Below are 20,915 nucleotides of genomic sequence, written 5' to 3'. Positions count from 1 at the left end.
AGCCTTCTTTTCGTCCGCCTTCTTCTCGGCCGGCTTTTCTTCCGCAGCCTTGGCAGCGGCCTTCTTCGCCGGAGCCTTCTTCGCGGCGGTCTTCTTCGCGGGAGCCTTCTTCGCTGTGGTGGTCCGCGAGGAGGAAGAGCCGCTCTTCTTGCGACCCTCCGCGATCTCCTCCTGCAGACGCTTCTTCAAACGCTTATTGCGGCGCTGGCGGCGGCGGCGCAGCTGGCGGTCTTTTTCACGCATGATTTCTCCATCCTAGCGCCCCTCGGGGCGCTGTCGCTGATCCATCTCTCCCGGCGGCTGCATCCTTGGCGGCATCCGCGGGCTGAAAACAGAAGTCCTCCGGCACAGGCGTGGGGCCTTATCTTGCCGGTATGAAAATCCGTCCCACAAGGCTGGTCCGAGGCGGCTCGTGAGCCCGTGGAGACCGACCCTCGTTGGGAGCCGGGAGCCATCGGCGCTCAGTGGCTGGAGCTGCTCGTCGAAGGGCCCGGCGCGAAACCCGCGCTGATTGGGGCAGTTAGGACGAACTCGGGCGCCAGCTTGCCCGAGTCCGTCTCCGCTGTCAAGGCGCGGCCACCAGGTTTCCCCGGGGGTCCGCCGGAGACTTGCTCCGGCCCGCTGGACACCGCCTCCCTGCCCGGCTCCCGCCGCCTTCGAAGGCACGCCGTCAGAGGGGTAAATTGCCATGCCGTTTGGCGGGCATGGTCGAGCGCTTGCCCGCCAGCTGGCGCAGGGAGCGGATCACCCGCGGCCGCGTTTCCTTGGGCTCGATGACCGCGTCCACGAAGCCGCGCTCCGCCGCGATGTAGGGATTGCCGAATTTGCGCCGGTACTCCTCGACCATCTCGTGACGCAGCTCCGCGGCGCCGTCTCCGGCCTGCTCCAGCTCACGCTTGTAGAGCACGTTCACCGCCCCCTCCGGCCCCATGACGGCGATCTCCGCCATGGGGTAGGCGAAGTTGGCGTCGGTGCGCAGGTGCTTGCTGGCCATGACGCAATAGGCACCGCCATAGGCCTTGCGGGTGATGACGGTGATCTTTGGCACCGTCGCCTCGGCGTAGGCGAAGAGCAGCTTGGCACCGTGCTTGATGATGCCGCCGTACTCCTGTTGAGTCCCGGGCAGGAAGCCGGGGACGTCCTCGAAGGTCACCAGCGGAATGTTGAAGGCGTCGCAGAAGCGCACGAAACGCGCGCCCTTGAGGGAGGCGTCGATGTCCAGCACTCCCGCCAGGTAGGCCGGCTGATTGGCGACGATGCCGACGCTCTGGTTGCCCATGCGGGCGAAGCCCACCAAGATGTTCTTGGCGTAGTTGGCGTGCACCTCCAGGAAGCGGCCGTCATCCACCACCGCCTCGATGAGCTTGCGCATGTCGTAGGGCTTGTTGGGATCCGACGGAATCAGGTCGTTGATCGCCTCGTCCTGGCGGTTGGGGTCGTCTTCGCTGGTTCCCGCCGGCGGGTCGTCGAGGTTGTTGCTGGGCAGGAAGGAGAGCAGCTCCCGGATGGCGATCAGGCAGGCGGCGTCGTTGGCGGCGGTGAAATGACAGACGCCGCTCTTGCCACTGTGAGTGCCGGCACCGCCCAGCTCCTCCTTGCTCACCTCTTCGTGGGTGACGGTGCGGATGACGTCGGGGCCGGTGACGAACATGTAGCTCGTGCCCTCGACCATGAAGATGAAGTCGGTGATGGCCGGCGAGTACACCGCGCCGCCAGCGCAGGGACCCATGATGGCGCTGATCTGCGGCACCACCCCGGAGGCCAGGGTGTTGCGCAGGAAGATGTCGGCGTAGCCGCCCAGGGAAGCGACTCCCTCCTGAATGCGCGCGCCACCGGAGTCGTTGAGACCGATGAGCGGCGCACCGTTCTCCACCGCCAGATCCATGATCTTGCAGATCTTGCGGGCGTTAGTCTCCGACAGGGAGCCGCCCCAGACCGTGAAGTCCTGGGCGAAGACGTAGATCAGGCGCCCATCGACGGTGCCGTAGCCGGTGACCACGCCATCCCCGGGGATGGACTTTTTCTCCATCCCGAAATCCCGACAGCGGTGGGTGACCAGGGCGTCCAGCTCGACGAAGGACCCCGGGTCGCACAACAATTCGATGCGCTCCCGGGCCGTCAGCTTGCCGGCGGCATGTTGGCGCTCGATGCGCGCCTCCCCTCCTCCCTGGCGGGCAGCCTCCAGCCGCTCCTGCAACTCTTCCAGGGTCTTCTGCGCTCTGGTCTTGGTCTCGGTCATAGCTCCTCGCAGATGCTAGCGGATGATCTTCTGGCGGACGAGCCCGGCCCGACCGGTCCGATGGGACCGCTCCGGCTCCCAAGGCTCCGTAAAACGTTCGCGCGGCTACTCTATCGCGCGGACCTCGTTTCGTCCCGCCCCATGGACCTCTTGCAACAAGTAGCCTCAAGATCCGCTGTGGCAACTATTGACACAGACACTCCTGGATGGCATCTTCCTTCTATGGCTACTCGACAAACCATGAACGTGTCACTGCCCCCGGCTCAGGAGCAATTCATTCGCTCCCAGGTGGCCAACGGCCGCTACCGCACCGCCAGCGAAGTGGTTCGGGACGGCCTCCGCCTGCTCGAAGAAGCAGAGCATCGCCGCCTGATGGAGAAATGGCTCTACGAAGATCTGAGCGATGAAGAGCTCGCCTTGCTGCCGGAAGAGCTCAAGCAGCGCGCGCGGACTTATTTTCGGGGGCTCATCGACGAGGGGCTGCGCTCCGCCGAAGAGCACGGATGGGTCGACGGCCCCAAGGCCGTGGAGAGACTTCGGGCCAAGCTACGCAGTGGACGAGGCGTTAGATCCTGATCGATGCCGGCTTGGGTTCTATCACCGCTTGCCTGCGCAGAGCTTGAAGACATCCTCAGATTCATCGCCGAGGATAGTGGTAGCGATGTGATCGCTGCGAAGGTGCTGGACGACTTCACGGATGCATTGGATACCCTGGCGGCGTCGCCCGGGATCGGCTGGCACCGAAACCAGCTAACTGGTCCGGACATTCGCTGGTGGCGTGTACATAGCTATCTACTAGCCTACAACCCTCTAACCAAGCCGCTGCGCGTGATCCGCGTACTGCATAGCTCCCGCGATCTGGAGCGCCTCTTCAGGGAAGACGACTAGGACAGGCTCCTCCCGATAGCTTCACCGGATCTCACCTCAACCGCTTAGACGACAGAAAAAAACTACCCCATTCAAGTCGGATCACCTCTCAGCAGTGGCCTGCAGCCGGTGAAGCCAAGGCTAGGGCGGGCGGAAACTATGAGACAATCTCCCGCCGTGCCGTTTGATTCTCTCGATACCGCCGCCGTCGCCCGCGCCCTGTCGCAAATCGCCGACCAAGAGGAAGATCTGGCCGATGCGTTCTTCGAGCGCAGCGAGACGGTGACGTTGCCGCCGGACGACGAGCCGCCGGGGGTTCGGGTGGTCCGTGAGGAGGGGTTTGCGGTGCGGCTGGTGCGGGGGGAGAAGAGCTGGATGGCGGCGCGGGATGGGATGGAACCGCGGGCTTTTTCCGAAGCGTTGCGGCAGGTGGCCCGGGCGATGCCGGCGGCGGCGTATCCCGAACCGCGGCTGGAAGTTGCTTCCTGGGAACCAGCGGTCGCGGTGGAGGAGCTGGCGACCTTCGTGCCCGATCTCCAGCGGCGCCTGCGGGAACGCCACGTGGCCTTCCCCCTCCAGCTGACGGTGCAGCGGCACCGGCGGTGGGTGCAGGTGGTGGGCCCCCAGCTGGTGCCCGAGCCCCAAACAGAACATTTCTACAGCTGCTCTGCGGACCAGCCCTGGGGCCGCTTCGGGACCCTCCTGCCAGCCCTCGACGAAGAGTACAAGGATCGGGTGGCGGAGGAGCTTCTGGAAGCCTTCAAAGCTCGTCATGCCCAGCCGCCGGAGGGATTTCGGGGCACCGTGGTGCTGGCGCCCAACGCCAGCGCGGTGCTGCTTCATGAGGCCGTGGCCCATGCCCTGGAGGCGGACACTCTGGCTCTCGGCGGCCGGCCGGACTCGGCGGTGGGGGTGCCATTGGGGGCCAGCGGTTTGGACATTCTCGACGATCCCGAAGCGGCACCGGAGGGCGTCCGGCGCAGCGCCGACGACGAGGGTATCGCCACCAGCCGGCGCTGGCTGCTGCGCGACGGCGTGGTGGAACAGCCGCTGGCGGATCGCTTCTGGGCCGCCGGCTCGGAACGCCTGAGCCCCGGAGCGGGACGCCGTAGCAGCCGCTTCCTGCCGCCGGCACCCCGCTCCACCCACCTGGAAGTGCTGCCGGGAGAGCTCAGCGACCAAGATCTCCTCGCCGACGCCGAGGGCCTCTATGTCAACGCCGCCGAGCGCGGCTCTCTCGATCCCCTCACCGGCGTCTTCCGGCTGGTGATCCCCCACGCCCGGAGGATCCGCCAGGGAGAGATCGCCGACCCCGTGGGCCGCTGCGTCCTGCAGGGGCGAGTGGGAGATCTGCTGACCCTGGTGGTCGGAATCGGCAGCCGGGTGCAGCGGGCCGGTGCCGGCTGGTGCGCCAAGGGCGGCCAGAAACTACCGGTATGGGCGTCGACACCCGCGCTGCGCCTGGAGGGAGTGGAGGTGACCTCATGACCTCGCCGGCGGTGGCGGAAACTCTGGCAGTGCTCTCCCGCCTCGATGACGGCCGCTACGAGGAGGTAGAGGTCTACGCCAAGCGCGGACGCTCCCGGCGGCTGGAACGCCGCGACGGCCGCAGCCATTCCACCACCAGCAAGGAGCAAGGCTGGGCGGTGCGGGCCGGCGACCGCCGGGGGTCGTTCTTCGCTGCCGGCGAAGGACCACCGCGGCCGGATGCGGTCTGGCCCGAGGCCGATGGCCGGCCGCTACGCTTGCCGACACCGGTGGTGGCGCCCCCGTGGAAGGAACCTTCGGACTTCGACGCCCCGCTGATTGGCGAAGCGGAAGGCCACACCCTCCTGGACGCCATCTCCCGCGCCCTGGAAGAGGAGCTGGCCAGCGCCCGATTGATGCACGCAGCCCTGGAGGACGGCGCCTTCGAGGTGGAGATCGCCAGCCGGCGAGACGTGGCGGTGCGCCACCGCGGGCGGCTGGCGGCCTTGCGTCTGGAAGCCCGAGACCGCGAGAAGCCGGAAATTCGCGCCGAGCTCTACCTAGCGGAGCGCGAGGCCCGGCGCTTCGAGCCCGGCAGCCTGGCTCGGCGGCTAGCGGACTTGCTGACGGTGCAACGACTGGGCCGGCCCCGGCAGCGGGACCGCGGGGAGCTGCTGCTAGCACCGCCGGTGATGGTGCGCATGCTGGAGGGGCTGCTTCCCCTCTTCGTAGGCCCCAACGCTGGCCGCCGCGCCGCCGAGCTGTCGAGCCGCCGGGGACGCCTGGGCAGCGAGGCGTTGACGGTGCTCGACGACGGCCGCCTTCCCGGCGGCGTGCTGGAAGCACCGGTAGACGGTGAGGGAGTAGCCACTCGCGAGGTGTTGATCGCCGACCGAGGCAAGTTCCGGCAGGCTCTGGTTCCATGGTGGCAGGGGCAGGAAGGCCAGACCCGCCCCATCGGTTGCAGCCGCCGGCCGGGCTGGCGGGATCTGCCCCGCGCCGGAGCCACCCACCTCTATCTACGGCCGCGCCCCAACGTGCGCGCTTCGGAGCTCCTGCAGGAGGTCACCCGCGGCTACTACCTTCTGGACACCACCGGGCCGGGGCATTTCGAGCTCGAGGAGGACTCCTTCCGGCTGCCGGTCTGCGGCTTCGAAGTGCGCGGCGGTCGAGCCACCTCGCCGATCACCGGGACCCACCTATGCGGCTCCATCACCGCCTTTTTCCACGGCCTTCAGGGCGTCGCCCGAGATCTTCAGCTGCTGCCTTTCGGCGCGATGATCGGCAGCCCCAGCGCATTGGTCACCGGCCTGGAGCTCCGCGGCCCGGCCTGAGTAGCCCGTCCTGAGTAGCCCGTTCCCGAGCTCCCAGCGGCTCGCTTCGCCCCTCAGCCCGCCGGTGAAGCACCGACGGGTTGAGTCTCCGACGGAGCCACCCCGCGGTAGCGCTGGGGAATGAGGTCCAGATCCAAGCTGCCGGTGCTGCTGGAAGGCGGCACGTAGGGGACCCGGCTGCGGGTGCCGGAACGGCCGGAGGAGGTAGACCGGGACGGACGGGTCGTGCGGGTCCCGCTCCCGAAGGTGGTAGTGCTCCGGCCACCGCTGCTGCGACCGCGGGCGCTGGAGCGGCCGCGGCCCATGGGCACCGCCTGACCGGTGGCGCTGCCGCGGTCGATGCTGCTGGAGTTGAGCACGCGGGTGCGGGGCTCATCGTCCTCTTCGACCATCTCATCGCCGGCCTCACCGGCCGGCAGGGCTCCCGCCGCCGGTTCCTCCGAGTCCTCGCTCCCCGCCCAGCTCGCCTGGGAGCGGGCCTCCCCGGACTTGCCCATCTCGGACTTGTCCATCTCGGATTGGCCCATTTCGGACTCCGCGGCCATGGCGTCCTCACCCTCGCCGTTCTCGTCCTCGATGAGGTCTTCCATGGCGTCTCGGGCGATCATCAGATCCCGGATCGGCCCCGGCCCTCCGTAGGCCGACGGGGCGATGGGCCGCGCGGCGACCTCCGGGTAACCCTTGAGCATCGACTCCACCACCAGCCGATTCTCGATCACCTGGGGATTGAACTTGGCGTCCGCCAGCCGATGGTCGAGGGCGAAGGCGCGGCCGTAGTGATGGATCGCCTGGCCCTTGGAGCCCTTGCCCTCGTAGATCGAGCCCAGCTGATAGTGAGCCCAGGCATTCTCCGGCTCGAGGTCGAGGACGGTCTGGAGCTGTTTGGCGGCGGCCCCGGGCTGGCGAGTCCGCTGCAGCAGCAAGGCCAGATTGAAGTGGGCCTGGGCCTCCTCGGGAGCCAGATCGATAGCCTCGCGGTAGGCCTCCTCCGCCTCGTCGAGGCGCTCGGCCAGGACCAGAAGATTCCCCAGGTCGTTGTAGGCCGCGGGGTCGGCGGGATTCTCGGTCACCCGCTGCTGCTGGGCTTCCAGGGCCTTGGATAGATTGGGCGGCGTGGTGGTCATGGCGACCAGAGCGCCGCCGGCGATGATCGAGGCCAGAACCAGAACCCAGGGGATGGTTTTCTTCACGTCAGTACTCTCCAATGTTGGCATACGAGCCGGGGATCCACCCCGGCGCCCAAGCTATTCTCGAATCGGTTTTGCCTTCAGCTTCATTTTGGTGCCGTCCCGCTCGACGCGGAATTGCACCGCCTGGTTGCCGGATTTCTCTCGGATCTGGTCGAGCTGCTTGCCCAAGTAGCGACCGAAGGTATCGAGGTCGAATCGCGGCGGCTCGGCCCCGCGGCAGAGGCCTTCGAAGAGCGCCTCCACCACTTCCGAGGAAAGATTCTCGCGCACCGTCATCCCCGCCTCGGGATCCGCCCGCTGAGCCATGGCGGCCCGCTTGGCGGCCGCTGTACGGCCTTCCTCCAGGTCACGCTGACGCCGGCCGAAGAGCTCGCAGTAACTATTGAAGCGAGCCTCCAGTCCGTTGAGGCGAAAGCTCTCCGCGGAAGTCATTTGAGGCGTGGTGCGCATGCGCCGTAGCTCATTGGCCAGCCGCTGCTGTTGGTCTTCCGGCGGCACCGCCAGGGCGCCGTTGAAGAATTTCTCGAATTCCACCCGCAGCCGCTTCAGGTCACGCTCGAAGCGCTGAAAGTCGCCGTCCATGGACTGACGCTCTTCCTGTTGGGGCTTGCGGTAGGAGTCAAATGGATCCATCGGTCTTCCTAAACTTCGCTATCCTCGGCTACGCGGCGGAAGTCGCTTCCTTTCACCCTAGCTGGGGGCCTCGGGCTACAATCGAGGCTGTCATGAGCGCATCGTCCACGCCTGATCTCCGACGCCGGCTGCCGGCCGTCGACCGCTTGCTCGGCGAGTCCACGGTCAGCGAGCTCATTGGATTATACGGACGGGAGGCGGTGCGGGTCCAAGCTCAGCGACAGCTGGACCATCTCCGGGACCGCATCGCCGCCTGGCAAGGAGGCGATGACGATGCCTCCGCCAGGCTGGAGACAGCCTTGGAAGAGCTGCCCGGGAGCCTCGCCCGCCGGCTGCAGGAGCAGTTCGGCACTCCCCTGCGGCGGGTTCTCAACGCCACCGGCATCTTTCTCCACACCAACCTCGGCCGGGCGCCGCTGCCGCCGGAGATCACCGAGCGCCTCCCCGCCCTGCTCGACGCCTACTGCGACCTGGAGATGGACCTCGACAGCGGCCGCCGGGGCGACCGCAACTATCGGGTGGAGAGCCTGCTGTGCGCCCTCACCGGTGCTCCCCGCAGCCTGGTGGTAAACAACAACGCCGCCGCCATGGTACTGGTCCTCGCCACCCTCGCCCGCGGGCGCCGCGTACTGGTGTCCCGGGGAGAATTGGTGGAAATCGGCGGCTCGTTCCGCATCCCCGACATGCTCACCGCCGCCGGAGCCGAGCTGGTGGAAGTGGGCACCACCAACCGCACCCGCCTGGAGGACTACGCCGCGGCCCTGGAAGGCAACATTCGGGACGGTAGCATTCAGGACGGCGACTCCGGCGATGGGGGCGTCGGCCTGCTGCTCAAGGTTTTTCCCAGCAATTACCGCATCAGCGGCTTCACCGCCTCGGTGTCCCCGGCAGAGCTGGCGAAGCTGGGACGAGAGCACGGCGTGCCACTGCTGGTGGACGAAGGCAGCGGCCTGCTACGCCCCCACAATGCCCCCCAGCTGCGGGACCACCCCAGCTTCCAACAGCTGCTGGCGGACGGCTGCGACCTGGTCTGCGGCAGCGGCGACAAGCTCCTAGGGGGGCCACAGGCCGGGCTGCTGGCGGGACGGGATGACTTGATCACCCGGTGCCGGCGCCATCCCTTCTCTCGCGCCCTACGACCGGACCGGTCGGCCCTGGCGACCCTCGAGCTGGTGTTGCGGCACCACCTCTTGGATCGGCCGCTGCCGATGGATCGCCTGTGGCCGGATGGGGCAGCTCACGAGGAACGGCTCTCCGCCATGGCCCGGCGCCTGAGCTCCGCCCTGGAGGGAGTCCACATCGTCGACGCCGACGGGTTCGTCGGAGGCGGCTCCGCTCCGGAGCGACCGGTGACGGGCAGAGCCCTGGCACTCCCCGGCAGCGAATCCCTCCTGCGCCGCCTGCGCCTGGGCAAGCCGGCGGTGGTGGGCTACTTGCGGGACGGCCGGCTAATTCTCGATCTGCGCACCGTCCACTCGCAGGACGACGAGGCGCTGATCTCGGCGGTGCTGGCGGCGGCCAGCCACCTTCAGGAATCCAGGTCATGAGCCTCTCGGATCCTGCCCGCTCAGAAGACGCTCCGGCCACCGAGCGACCGCCAGCGTCCATCCTGGTGGTGGAGGATCGCGATTCCCTGCGCCGGCTGCTGTGCCGCGCCTTGGAGCAAGAAGGCTTCCGGCCGGAACCGGTGGAGGACGGTGCTCGGGCCATCCAGCGGCTGTCTCAGGCCGGCTACGATCTGGTGCTTACGGACCTCAAGCTGCCCGGCGCCTCGGGGCTCGAAGTGCTGGCCGCCAGCCGTCGTTGCAAGCCCCAGCCACCGGTGGTGGTGATGACCGCCTTCGGCACCGTGAGCGACGCGGTGGAGGCGATGAAGCTCGGCGCCTTCGACTTCCTGGAGAAGCCGGTGGAGGTGGACACCCTGCTGGAGCTGGTGAGCACCGCGGTGCGACCCGGCGAAGGAGTCTTCGAACCTTCCGGCGGGCCGGTCATCGTCGGTTCCCATCCGCTGCTCCGGGCGGCCCTGCGGCTACTGCAGCGAGTCGCCCCCACCGACAGCACCGTCCTCCTCACCGGCGAGAGCGGTACCGGCAAGGAGCTCTTCGCCCAGGCCCTACATCAGCTCTCGTCCCGAGCCTCCGGTCCCTTCGTGGCGGTCAACTGCGCCGCACTGCCCGCAGAGCTGATGGAGAACGAGCTCTTCGGTCACGAGAAGGGAGCGTTCACCGGCGCCGACCGGCGCCAGGCGGGGCGTTTCGAGGTGGCCTCCAAGGGAACTCTCTTCCTCGACGAAATCGGCGAGCTCCCCCTGGCGGTGCAGGCGAAGGTCCTGCGGGTGCTGGAGGAGCGCACCTTCGAGCGGGTGGGCGGCAGCCGCACCCTCACCGCCGACGTGCGGCTGGTGGCCGCCACCAACCGTCCGCTGGCAGAGATGGTGGAGGCCGGCAGTTTTCGGGCGGACCTCTACTACCGGCTGGAGATCTTCCCCATCGAGCTGCCGCCGCTACGCCGGCGCCCGTCGGATCTGGCGCCTCTGGCTCGCCACCTGCTGCGGGGCATCGCCCAGCGGCTGGGGCGACCAGCCCTTCGGCTGTCGAAGGAGGCAGAGGCGGCCCTCGGGACCCATCAATGGCCGGGCAATGTACGGGAGCTGGCCAACGTCTTGGAACGCACCGCCATCGTCGCCGAGGGCCCGCGGCTGGACGCCGAGGACTTGGAGCCGTTCCTGGCGGACCGCCGGGACGCCTCCGAAGCGGACGGGGACGACGAAGAGAACAGACTACGGCGTGCGCTGGAGGAAGCCGACGGCGACAAGCGACGGGCGGCGGACTTGCTGGGGGTGAGCTACCGAACGGTACTGCGACGGGTCCAGCAATACGATCTGGAGGGGTATCCGAAGTATCGGTCGTAGGGGAGCCTCGGCCCACCCCCGACGCTGGAGCGTCTCCCATCGGCTCCCACACCGGAGCGCGGGAGCGAGGAACCAGTCCGGCAAAGGTGGATGATAGGAAAGGGCTGTGGTTCCAGCACCTCCGCCCGGGGATCCAATCCCCGGGCTACTCACATACCGCCGGCTCTGCCGGCTTCGGAACGCGAGATCGGCGGGCCGAGATTCTGGGAGCCGGATTCATCCGGCGGAGACTGGGTAGCCCCGGGATTGATCCCGGGGCGGGGCTGACTCGACGACCGCCGCCAACTATCCGAGAGAATGCCGGGGAGTCAGGCTGACCGGCCCCGACCCCCAACCTACTCCGCCGCAGGCTCGTCCTCGAGAGGCTCGTCGTCCACCGCAGCGGGCTCGATGTCGTCCCCTTCGCCGTCTTCGTCCGCTCCGGAGTCGGCGGCGAAGGCGTTGTTGGTCACTGCGAAGGTCGCCTGATCCACGGTCTGGACATCGGGGAAGAGGGCGCGGAAATTGATCGCTTCCCCCGGCCCCATAGTGTTGCTGGTGAGCACCGCTTCCTCGGTCCCCATGGATTCACCTTCGGTGTCGAAGACCGTGACGTTGACGCGCACTTGGGTAGCTACCGCCTGACCGTTGTTGCGCAGCGTGCCCTGGATGGTCACGCCGCCACCGGCCGGCGGTTCCAGCTGCTGCCAGCTGGTGACCACCAGGTCGGCCGCCGAGGCTTCCACCTCTTCGCCGGCCTCTTCCTCTCCGTCTTCGATGAACTCGCTGGGGTCGACCTGGCGCACGTCGTCGTCGGTGAGCACGAGGACAGGATCCTCGCGCACCGCGACCTCCTCCGGCTCAGCCTCCGCGGCGGGAGCCAACGCCTCCTCGGTGGCCGCGCGGCTGGCCTCGAGATCGACCTCCGAGGTTCGAATCGAGGCCAGGTCGCCACTAGCGGTGGTAAAGACGATGAGCCGCCCCCGTTCCTCCCACGGCCCATCAGTTTCGATGCGGGAACCATCCCGCGTGACCAACCAGTCCGCCGCCGCCGGCACGGCGAGGACCGTGACGGCGAGGGCGAACGAGGTCAGCTTCAAGAGCAATCGGGTCATCAAGTATCCCTCCAGTTGTGCTGGACGGTGCAGATCGGCACCGGGGCGATGAAAATCTGTCCCGTATTCTGCTCCTGAGTATAGATGTTGATGGTGAAGTTGCCGAACCGGCAGAGATCCGGGAACAAATCCTTCAAGCTGTCGCGGATTTCTCGCAGCTCGTCGGTGAGCACATCGCCGGTCTGGGCGGCGGGGTCGTCCGGATCAGAGCCCGGGGAGCCCGGAGTGTCATCGTCCGGATCGTTCTGGGTCTGCCCCAGCTTGGTGAAGATTCCGGTGAGGAAGCCACCGATGGTGGTGTAGTGACCGCTGGGCCGAACCGCTGCGCCGGTGGTGGTGAAGACCACATAAATGCGGCTGTCGCCGGTCTCGGTGCAGAAGTTGTCGCCGCCGGTGGTGGTACCGGTGTCCGGATCCGCCGGCTCGTAGGTGGAGAAGATGGTGATGCCACTGAGGCTGAAGACGTTGGCGATCTGCCGTTCCGACTCGCGCAGGTCGACCCACCAGCCGTTGCCGTTCTTGAGCCGGTTGACGGTGAAGTCGAAGCCGGAGTCCTCGAAGTCCAGCTCATCCAGGTCGTCCACATCCAGCGGCAGGCCACCGGAAGCGGCGGTGTAGAAGTCGTCCACCACCACGTAGAAGCGGCCCGTCTGGTTGGAATCCTCGCGCCAGAGGTCCTCGCGGTCCCCGGTGCCGAAGGCTAGCGCCACAACACCGCGGTCGGCGACGTTGACCACCGCCGGCGGATAGAAGATGGGGCGCCCATCGGTGTCGAAGATCGCGAACGGCTCCCACACGTCGTTGACACCAGGCTCGATGCGGCCGGTAATGGCGTCGAGAACCGGAGGCGTGCCCGTCAAATCCACCTTGTACATACTGCCGGCGGTGGTGCCGACGTAGATGTAGTCGAGGTAGAGATCGCTGTTGCGGTCCACGATGGCGGGAGCGCTGGGCACCGCGCCGTCGACGGCCCGCTTGTAGAGCACGTCACCGGTCTCGATGTCGACCATGTACAGGTAGTTACCCACCAAACCCGGACGCTCTACGGTGTTGACGTGCTCCGGATCGATACCGCCACCAAAGACCGCGACCCAGCGGTCCACCTCGTTGGTGCCGTCGTCGACCTTGATCAAGCCGATGTTGGGAATCGACCAGGTGTCGCCGAGGTCGGGGAAGCCATCGCCAGGGGTGCCGTTGGGGTCCTCATCGCTGAGGTCGGTGAACTCCCAGAGCATGGCCGGGAAGGGCAGGGTGCCGCACTCGGCGCCGCCGTTGATGCACGAGGGCACGAAGTCACTGGCACTCCCATCGGTACCCGACAAGGGCTCAGGAATATTGTTCAGGTCATACCCGGACTCGATGCCGTTGGTCAGATCATCGGGCTGGGTGATGTCCATCGCATAGATCGCCCGGCCACCCTCGCGCATGCCGGCGACGGTGACGGTGCGCCACTCCCGCTCGTCGGCGGAGGGCGTCCCCGAGTGCAGCGGGTCGATGAACACGTCGCCGGGCACCAACCGACCGTCGACGATGAACCGGTGTCCGGACTCGTCGATCTCCTCCGACAGGTCGCGGACATCGTCCATTGCCACCCGTGGAATGAAGGAGAAGATCTCGCGGCCGGTTCCGTTGTCGAACTCGCGCTCGATGTCGCCGGCGTTGTTGACCTCGCGCATGATGCCCGCGTCGAAGGCGTGCACCTGACCGTCGTTGGAACCGGCGATGAGCATCTTGCGACGATAGAGATGCTTCTCGAAGAAGCAGCGGTACCCCGGGTTGGGGTCGGCATTGTCGTCGCAGGGCTTGCCGTTGGTCTCCTTGTCGATGGAGAAGAGCTTGAAGTCGTTGGGGCGATCCACGACGATGGGATCGGAGTGGAAGATATCGCCCAACACGAAGTCGATGGGCTCGGTGATGAAGGACCCGTCGGGCTGCCGAATCTCGATCGTGTCGTGCTTGACTCGATAGGTGTCCACCAACACGTCCTGGGCGCGGACCTTGGCGGCGTCGTAGGCTGCCGAAGGAGCCGGATCCGAAGGAATGCCGAGACCGAAGATGAGGTCCTCCCACAGGCCCACGGCGTCTGCGTCGTCGTGCCAGAAATACCGCCGAGCTTGGGGTACAGCGCTCGCCGAGCCGATCACCGGTGAGTAGAAGAGGCGGCGCTGATCCACCGCCAAGCCCACCGGATCGTCTCCGGCCACCAGCAGAGAAGCATCCAGCTCCGCCTCTTCGAGGCTCTGATCCATCAGCTCCTCGCCACCGTCCCACAGACGGCAGGCGGTGTTGCGGGTGGAGCCGCAGAGGCGGTCGCGCACCGGCCTACCGTCGGCGTCCAGGGGCAGCGGGCTGAGATAAGCGTCCATCCGCCCCGACCACACGCTGGACTGCTTGACCGGGGTGAAGGTGGAGAGCACGATCTTGTCCGAAACGTTGGTCTGCACCGAAGGCACCGCCGCCGAGGCGAAGGTACTGACGTCCGGGCGGATGTTGTTGAAGATGCTCTGCAGGGTCTCCACTAGCTCGTCGGCGCTCTGGGGCCGGAAGGGCGCCAGGGTGCCGCCGGCGAGGGCGATGTCGTCCAGGGTGTCACCACCGTCGGAACCTTCGAGACCAAAACCGATGACGTAGGTGCGAACACCGTATTCCTCGCGCAGGTAGGTCGCCGCCGCCGGAGCGTCGCTGCCACAGGTCTCATTGCCGTCGGTGAGCATCAGCACATAGACGTTGCGGCATTGGAAGCTCTCGTCCTCGGTCGTGGCCATGGCTTCCCAGCCGTCGTCGCCGTTGGGCCCTTCGTACCACTCGGTGAAGTCCTCCAGCGAGTTGCCCAACGGCGTCGAGCCGCGGGGAATGATCAGCGGCACGATGGGGTCTTCCGTCACGCTACTGCTCTGCCCCACGCGCAAATCCTGGATGATCGAAAGCTTGCTGTTGACCCGGTTGTCGGTGATGTAGGGCGCGATGCGGAAGTCGGGTTCGAAGGACGAGTCTGTGGGATCCGTGCCGGGGATGACCCGGTTGGGCGCCAGCCGGTCGAGGATCTTGAGGCGGTTCTTGTCGTCCCAATTGAGGGGAATGACGTCGCCGTATTCCATGATCCCCGGGTTGTTGGGGCTGGGCAGGCGGAAGCTTACGCTCTCGTAGTCGTCCTGCCAGGTGTCGTCGTTGCCTTCCCAGCCGTCACAAGTGCTGTTGACGAAGGTCTCCCGGGCATCGTCTTCGAAGAACCCTTCGCGGTTGTTGATCTCCTTCCGCGCCGGCCCCAAGTCCCAGGTGATGAAGCCCTGGTCGGACTCCGGCACGATCTGAAAGTCGATGTCCTTGTAGGAGAAGAAGCTGGACTTGTTAGTGTTGCGGACGATCACCCGCACTCGCATGATGTTGTCGCCGTAGTCGCCGGAAAGGAGCTGGAAGGTGACCTGGAAGCGATAGTCGTTGTCGTTGACGTCCCGGCGTCCGCGGATGTAGTAGCTGTCCGTATCTCCGATGCTGGCAGTAGTGCCAAATTTGGCGTAGAGCTCCACCCGGCGCTTCTCCCAGTCGTCCCACATACGGGCCGGATTGTTGGAATCGCAGCCGATGTAGACCCAAGGATTCTCGTCATAGCACTCCTGCGCACGGCCGAAGATGTGAACGTCCCCGCGCTCCGGCACGGTGAGGACGGGTTCGTTGGTGACGGGATCCCGCAGCACCACGATGCCCTCGTTCAGGGCCCGGTAGGCCCAGTGCTTGCGGCGCACCCGGAAATCGTCCTGATTGAAGGTGGTGAAGCCGAAGTGGATATCCTCCAGGCTCTCCACCACCTGATACAGGGCGTCCTTCGCCTGGTACATCTTGGACGTCGGATCATCCGCCCGCAGGGTGGGCAGGTAGTCCCCGATGGCCCAGTTCATCGAGCCCGAGGTGTCGAGCAGGATGAAAACGTAAGGGTCGGCGGCGTTGTCCCGCAGCAGGTTGCGGTCGTCGGCGAAGGCCCCGTAGGCCAGGCCGAGGGCGAAAATGGCCAGGCTGGCGAGAAGCCAGTGCGCGCGCTTGATGGATGTGAACATGATCCTTACTCCTTACGCTTCCTGTCGTATCTGGGCTGTCGTATCTAGGTTCTTGGAAGGGCGACCCCACTCACGGCGTGGGATAGTCCAGGGACCCCTCGTAGAGCGAGTCCGCCAACGGTTTGCGGGGCTGCACTTCGACCTGTAGGTTGAGTTGCTTCTGCGCCAGCACACGGTTGCCGATGGTGCGGCGCGCGGTGACGGCGAAACGGTGGTCGATGGCCTTGTAGGGCGTGTCACCGGGCTGGGTGGCGATGTCACAGAGGTTGCAGTCGACGTTGCGCACCGCGCTGATCTGGGTGCTGGTGAGCTCGTCCGTCACCAGGCTCGGTCCCCCGTCCCGGTTGGGAAGAACCAACCGCTGGGGCTGGTAGTTGTTGCTCAACAGCAGCCAGCTGACGGCCATGCCGACAGCCGAGTCAGCGGCGTAGAAGGTCTTGCTGACCATGCGGTGATTGCTGCCCAGATCCCGTTCGGTCTGGGTGATCAACACCAGGGACATGCCCAATACGGTGAGCAGCAACAGCACCATCAACACCGCCAGGTAGGCGCTGCCTCGCTGGTCTCGGCGGGTGCGGATCTCTTGTCTCTGTCTCATCCCAAATTCCTCAGCTTGACGGTGGTTTGCAACGCTCTGCGGCGATATTTGCGCCCGACCTCCGAGTTGAGCATCACGTTGCTGCTGTAGTCGTGATCCTCGATGAAGGTGAGCAGCGGGGCCTCGTACTGCAGGTCCCGCCCCGCGGTGCGCGCCAAAGTGCTGACACGCAAATAGAAAGCATCGGGAACGTTGGCCGGATCGGCGTCGTTCCAAAGAGCGTCGGTGATGTCGTCGTCGAGGCTGTTGAACAGCCAGTCGTCGTTGGCGCCGTTGTCACTTTCGAAGATGGCACGGTCGATATTGTCGGCGTTGGGAGTGGCCGGCGCGTTGGGGGTGTCGAAGGCCACTGCCACCTGCAGGTCGACGATGTCGTCGGCGATGTCCGTCGCCAAGGTCAGCGCCGCCGTGGTTCCCAAATTGGCCGGATTGCCGTGGGGAATACCGGTGTTCGGCATCAGTCGTGCCCGAGAAAGCCGCGGCCGAACCTCCAGCGCTGTCAACGAGGTCGAGTCATTGCGGATGTAGAAGCGGTATTCCTCGAGCACGGTGACGTAGACGTCGCTGCCGTCGATGATGGGGAAGCGCTCGGCGGCGTCGTTGGTCCACAGCTCACGGTAGGCGTTGGCGCGGGTGTTGCCGATGATGGTGAACGCCACGGTCACGGTGTTGGCGTCGGAGGTCGAGGAAGCGGGGTTGAGCTCCACCACCGCATATTGCTCGCCGGGGCTACCGGAGAAGAGCAGCAGCGCCTCCGGGACGTTGTTGTCGATGGCCTCGTTGATGGTGGTCAGATCCTGATCCGGAATCTGCGGCGTTACCCGGTTGATCAACAGGGTTCCGGCGGTGGCGTCTTCCGGGGTGTCGTTGAGCACCACCGCTCCGCCGTAGTACTGCGGCGAGGAGAAGTTGCCCCGCACCGTCAGGATGTCCGTGCCGAGCATGGCGTTGGGAGAGGTACCGGTGTAATTGGCGGCCACGGCCTGGTTGGCGGCGGTGACGTTGTTGGTGACGTCCAGCGCAAAACCCATGGGCGGCGTGACGGTGGCCGCCACCGGCCCGGTGGGCCCGGTGACCGGCAGGCCGCCGCGGCCAGCCATGCGCACCAGGCGAATGATCTCGTTGTGGCCGACGCGCAAAGACTGCTGCATTTCCGCCAGTCGAGTCTGCGTGCGGGTCACCCGGGCGTTGAACTGGAACAGCAGCATGGCCACCAGAATCACCTGCACCAACACGATGAGGGACACCACCATCTCCGCCAGGGTGAAGCCTCGCTGGCCTCGGCCGAAGGATCCCTGGCGGTTCGAGCTATGTCGTTGCGGAGAAATTCTGCGAATCATCAGATCACCTTCATGATGCTGGAGGTCGTTCGGCCCTGACCGAGGATGGAGCCGTCGTTGACGGAGACCACGGTGATCTCGATGAGCTTGAAGTTGACCGCGTTGGCAGGGAAGTCACCGTCCAACTGCTCGTCCACAGTGAGCACTTCGTCGCGGGCGGCGCTGATGGGAAATTGGCGCACGGTGATCACCCGCAGCCAAAGAGCTTGCTGCACGTCGGTGGGATCGAAGGCGGCGAGGATCGCTTCGTAGTCGAGCTCGGCGTCGTTGTCCGCCTCCGCCAGATCCTGACGCATCATCTCCACCGGCACCCCGACCTCTTGGCCACTGCCGAAGAGCTCGGAGATGCGCAGCGCGTTGGAACCGTCGTCGAGGTCCAGCCGCTGATCTTCGAAGTCGTATTGAAAGAGCTCTTCGAAGGCATCGGTGGAGAAGTTGGTGGCCTGGGTCAGATGGCTCCCGGCCAGGTTGTTGACCATGCTCTGGGTGAAGAGGGGGATCAACCCCACCACCACGATGAGCAACACCGCCATGGAGACAAGACCTTCGATGATGGAGAAACCGGCCTCTTGACCCCTTCTACGGGGGCTCTGAGCACCGCTAGCACTGCGAATCATGAACGACCTCCTCAACATCCGGTCAACCGCCGATCTTCCCAGATCCAATTCTCGGCTCGATCCCGCCAGACGCTGTCGACGCAATCCCATTTCTCCGTGCGCACGCGGCCGGTGGCTTGGGGATTGAAGGTCAGCTGAACGTAGTTCGAGCGGTTGTCACCGAGACGGAACGCCCCGACGTCCTGCACCGAGCCATCGGTGAGGAAGACCGCGACGTGATCCTCGTCCTGGTCGCCGCCGACGGGATCGGTGAGCCCGAGCACCGTGGTCTCCCCGGGGGGCGGGGTGAAGCTGACGCTGTCCGGCAGCGGCAAACCCTGAATCACTTCGTCCACCGCCGGATCGAAGACCCAGGGGGTATCGGTACGAACCCCATTGGCGTCGAAGGTGGGCTGATCGACGAAGGTGAACAGGGTGCGGCTGGTGTAATCCGCCTTGACCACCGTGTCCATACCTCGTTTGATGGCTTCGTACCGGGCCTTGTTGGCGACGCTGCTCAAGTTGAGCACGTAGCTCTCCAGCTGCATGCGGACATACATCTTCCGCAGCTCGGGCAGCCCGATGAGCACGGCGATGGCCAACACCATGCTCGCCACCAACATTTCGATCATGGTGAAACCACGAGATCCCGATGAGCGTTTTCTCAACATGCCTTTCTCCTAAGCAACCTCGGTGCCAGCCTCAAAACAGACCCGCGACACAAAGATAACCTTCCTTTTTACAGTCATTTAGACCCACCCCCTGAAATCTCTTCCGAAGCTCCCAGCCAGGGGCCTTCGTTACCTTTCGTAACAGAAGTGCCATGGGGAAAGAAGAGCTCCGCCCGCGCCCCACCCCCGGGCCGGTCTTCCAGCCGGATGCGTCCGCCGTGGAGCACCACGATGCGGTGGGTCACCGCCAGGCCCAGCCCCACCCCGCCGCGGAATTGAGAGGCGAAGGGTTGGAACAGGCGCTCCTTGAGGGCTTCCGGAAGCCCCGGCCCGCGGTCCTCGATGGTCAGCCGCACGCCGCTTTCGTCGCCAACCAGGCGGACCTCCACCGGCGACTCGGAGCCCGCCTCCTGCTGCGCTCTCACGGCGTTGAGGAGGAGATTGCGGACCGCCCGCTCGAGCAGCTGGCGGTCTGCCACCAGATTCACCGACTCTTCACCTTCCACCGTCAGCTGAACTTCCGCCTCGCCGAGGGCAGGATCCGCTACCGCCCGCCGAGCCAACGCCGCGACGGAGATCTCCTCCGGCCGCACGGAGCCGGGGCGACTGAAGGTCAGGAAATCCTCCAGCACTCGCTGCAGATGATCCGCCTCGTGGCGAATCTCCGCCAGGTAATCGGCGATCTGTTCTTCATCCGGCTTGCGCTCGATGAGGGTCAAATAGCCCTTGAGAGTGGCCAGGGAGTTGCGCAGCTCGTGGGCGATCCCCGCCGCCATCTCCCCCAGGCGCTCCATCCCCTGAGCCAGCTCCGTCTCCCGAGTCTTGCGACGAGCCTCGGTGAGGTCGGCGAAGAGCACCATGTAGCCGCGGACCCGCAGATCGTCCCGGCGCAGCGGATGAACCGTCAGACCGAGGGTCCGGGGTCCCTGCTCGGGACCGGAAGCCGCAGGAGCCAGGGCCACCTCTCGCCGGCGGATGCCGCCCTCCTCCCGCACCGCCTCCTCGAGCACCGCCAAAAGCGACGGGTGGGCCGCCAGGAGCTCGCCGGCGGGCACCGGCGCCGACGGCTCGGCGACGTCCAACAGGCCTTGGCCCACCGCGTTGACCGCCAGCACCCGCAGCTCGTCGTCCACCAACAGCAGGCCGCTCTCTAGGCTCGGAGCCAGGGTCCGCTGGAGAGCCGCCAGCTCGTCCTCGGTGGTGCGGTCGGGCCGGGCATCGGAGGCTCGGGCCAGGGCGTCCATGGCCTGCTCGAAGGTGGAGAGCAACATCTCCACCTCGCTCTCCCCATCCTCTCCCGCTCCCGACGGGTGAGCACGCCGGGCCTGCTCCAGCAAGGCCTCCCAGGGCGCCAGCAGATGCCGCAGAAAGAGCAATACGAGGATCAGCACCGCGGCGTTGGCGGAGATCACCACCACCGTCAGAACTCGCAACCCGCGCTGTTGGGAAGCCAGCACCGCCGCCGGCACGTCCACTCGAAGATAGGCCGCCGGGGATGGTGGAGGCAGCGCTACGACCCCCGCCACCACGTCGCCGACCTCGTCCGAGGGACCAAATCCGGCAGCCCCCAGCAGGCTGTCGGTGCGGGCGTCCTCGGGCAGCAGATTGCCCGCCGGCAGCTCGCCACTGGACATCACGGGCCAACCTTCTCCATCGAGCAAGGCCAGCCCCACCGCCGGCTCTGCGACGGAGAGCAGCTCCGGAGTGGTGATGCTCGGGCGGTCCAGAACCTGATCCGCCAGCACCTGAGCCTGGCGCGCCACCTGGCGCCGCCGCTGCTCGGCCTCCAGGCTCAAGCCATTGCGGAAAAAGAGGAGAGAAAAGGTCGAGAGGAGAATCAACAGCATGAGGGCCGCCGGCAGCAGGATCAGCACCTCGCGGCGCAGCCCCAGCCGGACGCCTCTGCTCTTGGTCACGATCAGC

General features: G+C 66.2%; 17 protein-coding genes. 6 read left to right on the top strand and 11 right to left on the bottom strand.

The window, feature by feature from the left end:
• Both SX243_10315 and SX243_10310 read right to left on the bottom strand, forming a co-directional pair.
• Positions 1 to 243 (bottom strand): hypothetical protein (locus SX243_10315; protein ID MDY7093351.1); only part of this gene is annotated, 243 nt, incomplete at its 3' end.
• Between the two features lie 427 nt (positions 244 to 670).
• Positions 671 to 2,239, bottom strand: coding sequence for an acyl-CoA carboxylase subunit beta (locus SX243_10310; protein ID MDY7093350.1), 1,569 nt, complete (start codon positions 2,237 to 2,239; stop codon positions 671 to 673).
• Positions 2,240 to 2,479: 240 nt separating this feature from the next.
• Between SX243_10310 and SX243_10305 the strand changes: the two genes are divergently transcribed.
• The 4 genes from SX243_10305 to SX243_10290 all read left to right on the top strand — a co-directional run bounded on the left by SX243_10305 (position 2,480) and on the right by SX243_10290 (position 5,907).
• Entirely contained in the window at positions 2,480 to 2,815 is a 336-nt protein-coding gene (locus SX243_10305) for a type II toxin-antitoxin system ParD family antitoxin (protein ID MDY7093349.1), read from the top strand.
• A gap of 3 nt (positions 2,816 to 2,818) precedes the next feature.
• Positions 2,819 to 3,127, top strand: a complete 309-nt coding sequence (locus SX243_10300; protein MDY7093348.1) for a type II toxin-antitoxin system RelE/ParE family toxin — start codon at positions 2,819 to 2,821, stop codon at positions 3,125 to 3,127.
• A gap of 156 nt (positions 3,128 to 3,283) precedes the next feature.
• A complete protein-coding gene (locus SX243_10295; GenBank protein ID MDY7093347.1) occupies positions 3,284 to 4,594 on the top strand; it encodes a TldD/PmbA family protein in 1,311 nt (436 codons plus the stop codon).
• Positions 4,591 to 5,907, top strand: a complete 1,317-nt coding sequence (locus tag SX243_10290) for a metallopeptidase TldD-related protein (protein ID MDY7093346.1) — start codon at positions 4,591 to 4,593, stop codon at positions 5,905 to 5,907. The genes SX243_10295 and SX243_10290 overlap by 4 nt, the downstream gene beginning before the upstream one ends.
• Positions 5,908 to 5,960: 53 nt before the next feature.
• On the opposite strand, the gene SX243_10285 is transcribed toward SX243_10290, so the two are convergent.
• The gene (locus tag SX243_10285; protein ID MDY7093345.1) at positions 5,961 to 7,097 is read right to left on the bottom strand and encodes a tetratricopeptide repeat protein; all 1,137 of its coding nucleotides are present in this window, start codon (positions 7,095 to 7,097) and stop codon (positions 5,961 to 5,963) included.
• Positions 7,098 to 7,151: 54 nt separating this feature from the next.
• Complete coding sequence (locus SX243_10280) at positions 7,152 to 7,730, bottom strand: hypothetical protein (protein MDY7093344.1); 579 nt, start codon at positions 7,728 to 7,730, stop codon at positions 7,152 to 7,154.
• Positions 7,731 to 7,822: 92 nt separating this feature from the next.
• On the opposite strand from SX243_10280, the gene selA reads away from it, so the two are divergent.
• A complete protein-coding gene (selA, locus tag SX243_10275; protein MDY7093343.1) occupies positions 7,823 to 9,277 on the top strand; it encodes an L-seryl-tRNA(Sec) selenium transferase in 1,455 nt (484 codons plus the stop codon).
• Positions 9,274 to 10,641: a sigma-54 dependent transcriptional regulator gene (locus SX243_10270; GenBank protein ID MDY7093342.1), complete on the top strand. Its 1,368-nt coding sequence runs from the start codon at positions 9,274 to 9,276 to the stop codon at positions 10,639 to 10,641. Before selA ends, SX243_10270 begins: the two co-directional genes overlap by 4 nt.
• Positions 10,642 to 10,976: 335 nt before the next feature.
• Here SX243_10270 and SX243_10265 read toward each other — a convergent pair whose 3' ends face one another.
• The 7 genes from SX243_10265 to SX243_10235 form a co-directional block, all read right to left on the bottom strand.
• Complete coding sequence (locus tag SX243_10265) at positions 10,977 to 11,735, bottom strand: FxLYD domain-containing protein (protein ID MDY7093341.1); 759 nt, start codon at positions 11,733 to 11,735, stop codon at positions 10,977 to 10,979.
• Positions 11,735 to 15,787 carry a PilC/PilY family type IV pilus protein gene (locus tag SX243_10260; protein MDY7093340.1) on the bottom strand — a complete coding sequence of 1,351 codons (4,053 nt, stop codon included), beginning with the start codon at positions 15,785 to 15,787 and terminating at the stop codon, positions 11,735 to 11,737. The genes SX243_10265 and SX243_10260 overlap by 1 nt, the downstream gene beginning before the upstream one ends.
• Positions 15,788 to 15,857: 70 nt before the next feature.
• Positions 15,858 to 16,385, bottom strand: a complete 528-nt coding sequence (locus tag SX243_10255) for a hypothetical protein (GenBank protein MDY7093339.1) — start codon at positions 16,383 to 16,385, stop codon at positions 15,858 to 15,860.
• On the bottom strand, positions 16,382 to 17,725 hold the full coding sequence (locus SX243_10250; GenBank protein MDY7093338.1) for a hypothetical protein: 1,344 nt from the start codon (positions 17,723 to 17,725) through the stop codon (positions 16,382 to 16,384). The genes SX243_10255 and SX243_10250 overlap by 4 nt, the downstream gene beginning before the upstream one ends.
• A complete protein-coding gene (locus SX243_10245) occupies positions 17,725 to 18,342 on the bottom strand; it encodes a hypothetical protein (GenBank protein MDY7093337.1) in 618 nt (205 codons plus the stop codon). The genes SX243_10250 and SX243_10245 overlap by 1 nt, the downstream gene beginning before the upstream one ends.
• Before the next feature lie 11 nt (positions 18,343 to 18,353).
• The gene (locus SX243_10240; GenBank protein MDY7093336.1) at positions 18,354 to 18,992 is read right to left on the bottom strand and encodes a prepilin-type N-terminal cleavage/methylation domain-containing protein; all 639 of its coding nucleotides are present in this window, start codon (positions 18,990 to 18,992) and stop codon (positions 18,354 to 18,356) included.
• Positions 18,993 to 19,066: 74 nt separating this feature from the next.
• Complete coding sequence (locus tag SX243_10235; protein MDY7093335.1) at positions 19,067 to 20,908, bottom strand: ATP-binding protein; 1,842 nt, start codon at positions 20,906 to 20,908, stop codon at positions 19,067 to 19,069.
• Positions 20,909 to 20,915: the final 7 nt, after the last annotated feature.

The organism is Acidobacteriota bacterium, assembly GCA_034211275.1.
Lineage (GTDB): Bacteria > Acidobacteriota > Thermoanaerobaculia > Multivoradales > JAHZIX01 > JAGQSE01.
Note: the sequence above shows the minus strand (reverse complement) of the source record. Positions and strands in the feature narration are given on the sequence as shown.

Excerpts from the sequence above, each read along its gene's own strand:
- SX243_10310 (MDY7093350.1), bottom strand. The coding sequence starts at position 2,239 with ATGACCGAGACCAAGACCAGAGCGCAGAAGACCCTGGAAGAGTTGCAG.
- selA (MDY7093343.1), top strand. The coding sequence starts at position 7,823 with ATGAGCGCATCGTCCACGCCTGATCTCCGACGCCGGCTGCCGGCCGTC.
- SX243_10300 (MDY7093348.1), top strand. The coding sequence starts at position 2,819 with ATGCCGGCTTGGGTTCTATCACCGCTTGCCTGCGCAGAGCTTGAAGAC.
- SX243_10270 (MDY7093342.1), top strand. The coding sequence starts at position 9,274 with ATGAGCCTCTCGGATCCTGCCCGCTCAGAAGACGCTCCGGCCACCGAG.
- SX243_10280 (MDY7093344.1), bottom strand. The coding sequence starts at position 7,730 with ATGGATCCATTTGACTCCTACCGCAAGCCCCAACAGGAAGAGCGTCAG.
- SX243_10255 (MDY7093339.1), bottom strand. The coding sequence starts at position 16,385 with ATGAGACAGAGACAAGAGATCCGCACCCGCCGAGACCAGCGAGGCAGC.
- SX243_10250 (MDY7093338.1), bottom strand. The coding sequence starts at position 17,725 with ATGATTCGCAGAATTTCTCCGCAACGACATAGCTCGAACCGCCAGGGA.
- SX243_10260 (MDY7093340.1), bottom strand. The coding sequence starts at position 15,787 with ATGTTCACATCCATCAAGCGCGCGCACTGGCTTCTCGCCAGCCTGGCC.
- SX243_10290 (MDY7093346.1), top strand. The coding sequence starts at position 4,591 with ATGACCTCGCCGGCGGTGGCGGAAACTCTGGCAGTGCTCTCCCGCCTC.
- SX243_10265 (MDY7093341.1), bottom strand. The coding sequence starts at position 11,735 with ATGACCCGATTGCTCTTGAAGCTGACCTCGTTCGCCCTCGCCGTCACG.
- SX243_10245 (MDY7093337.1), bottom strand. The coding sequence starts at position 18,342 with ATGATTCGCAGTGCTAGCGGTGCTCAGAGCCCCCGTAGAAGGGGTCAA.
- SX243_10305 (MDY7093349.1), top strand. The coding sequence starts at position 2,480 with ATGAACGTGTCACTGCCCCCGGCTCAGGAGCAATTCATTCGCTCCCAG.
- SX243_10240 (MDY7093336.1), bottom strand. The coding sequence starts at position 18,992 with ATGTTGAGAAAACGCTCATCGGGATCTCGTGGTTTCACCATGATCGAA.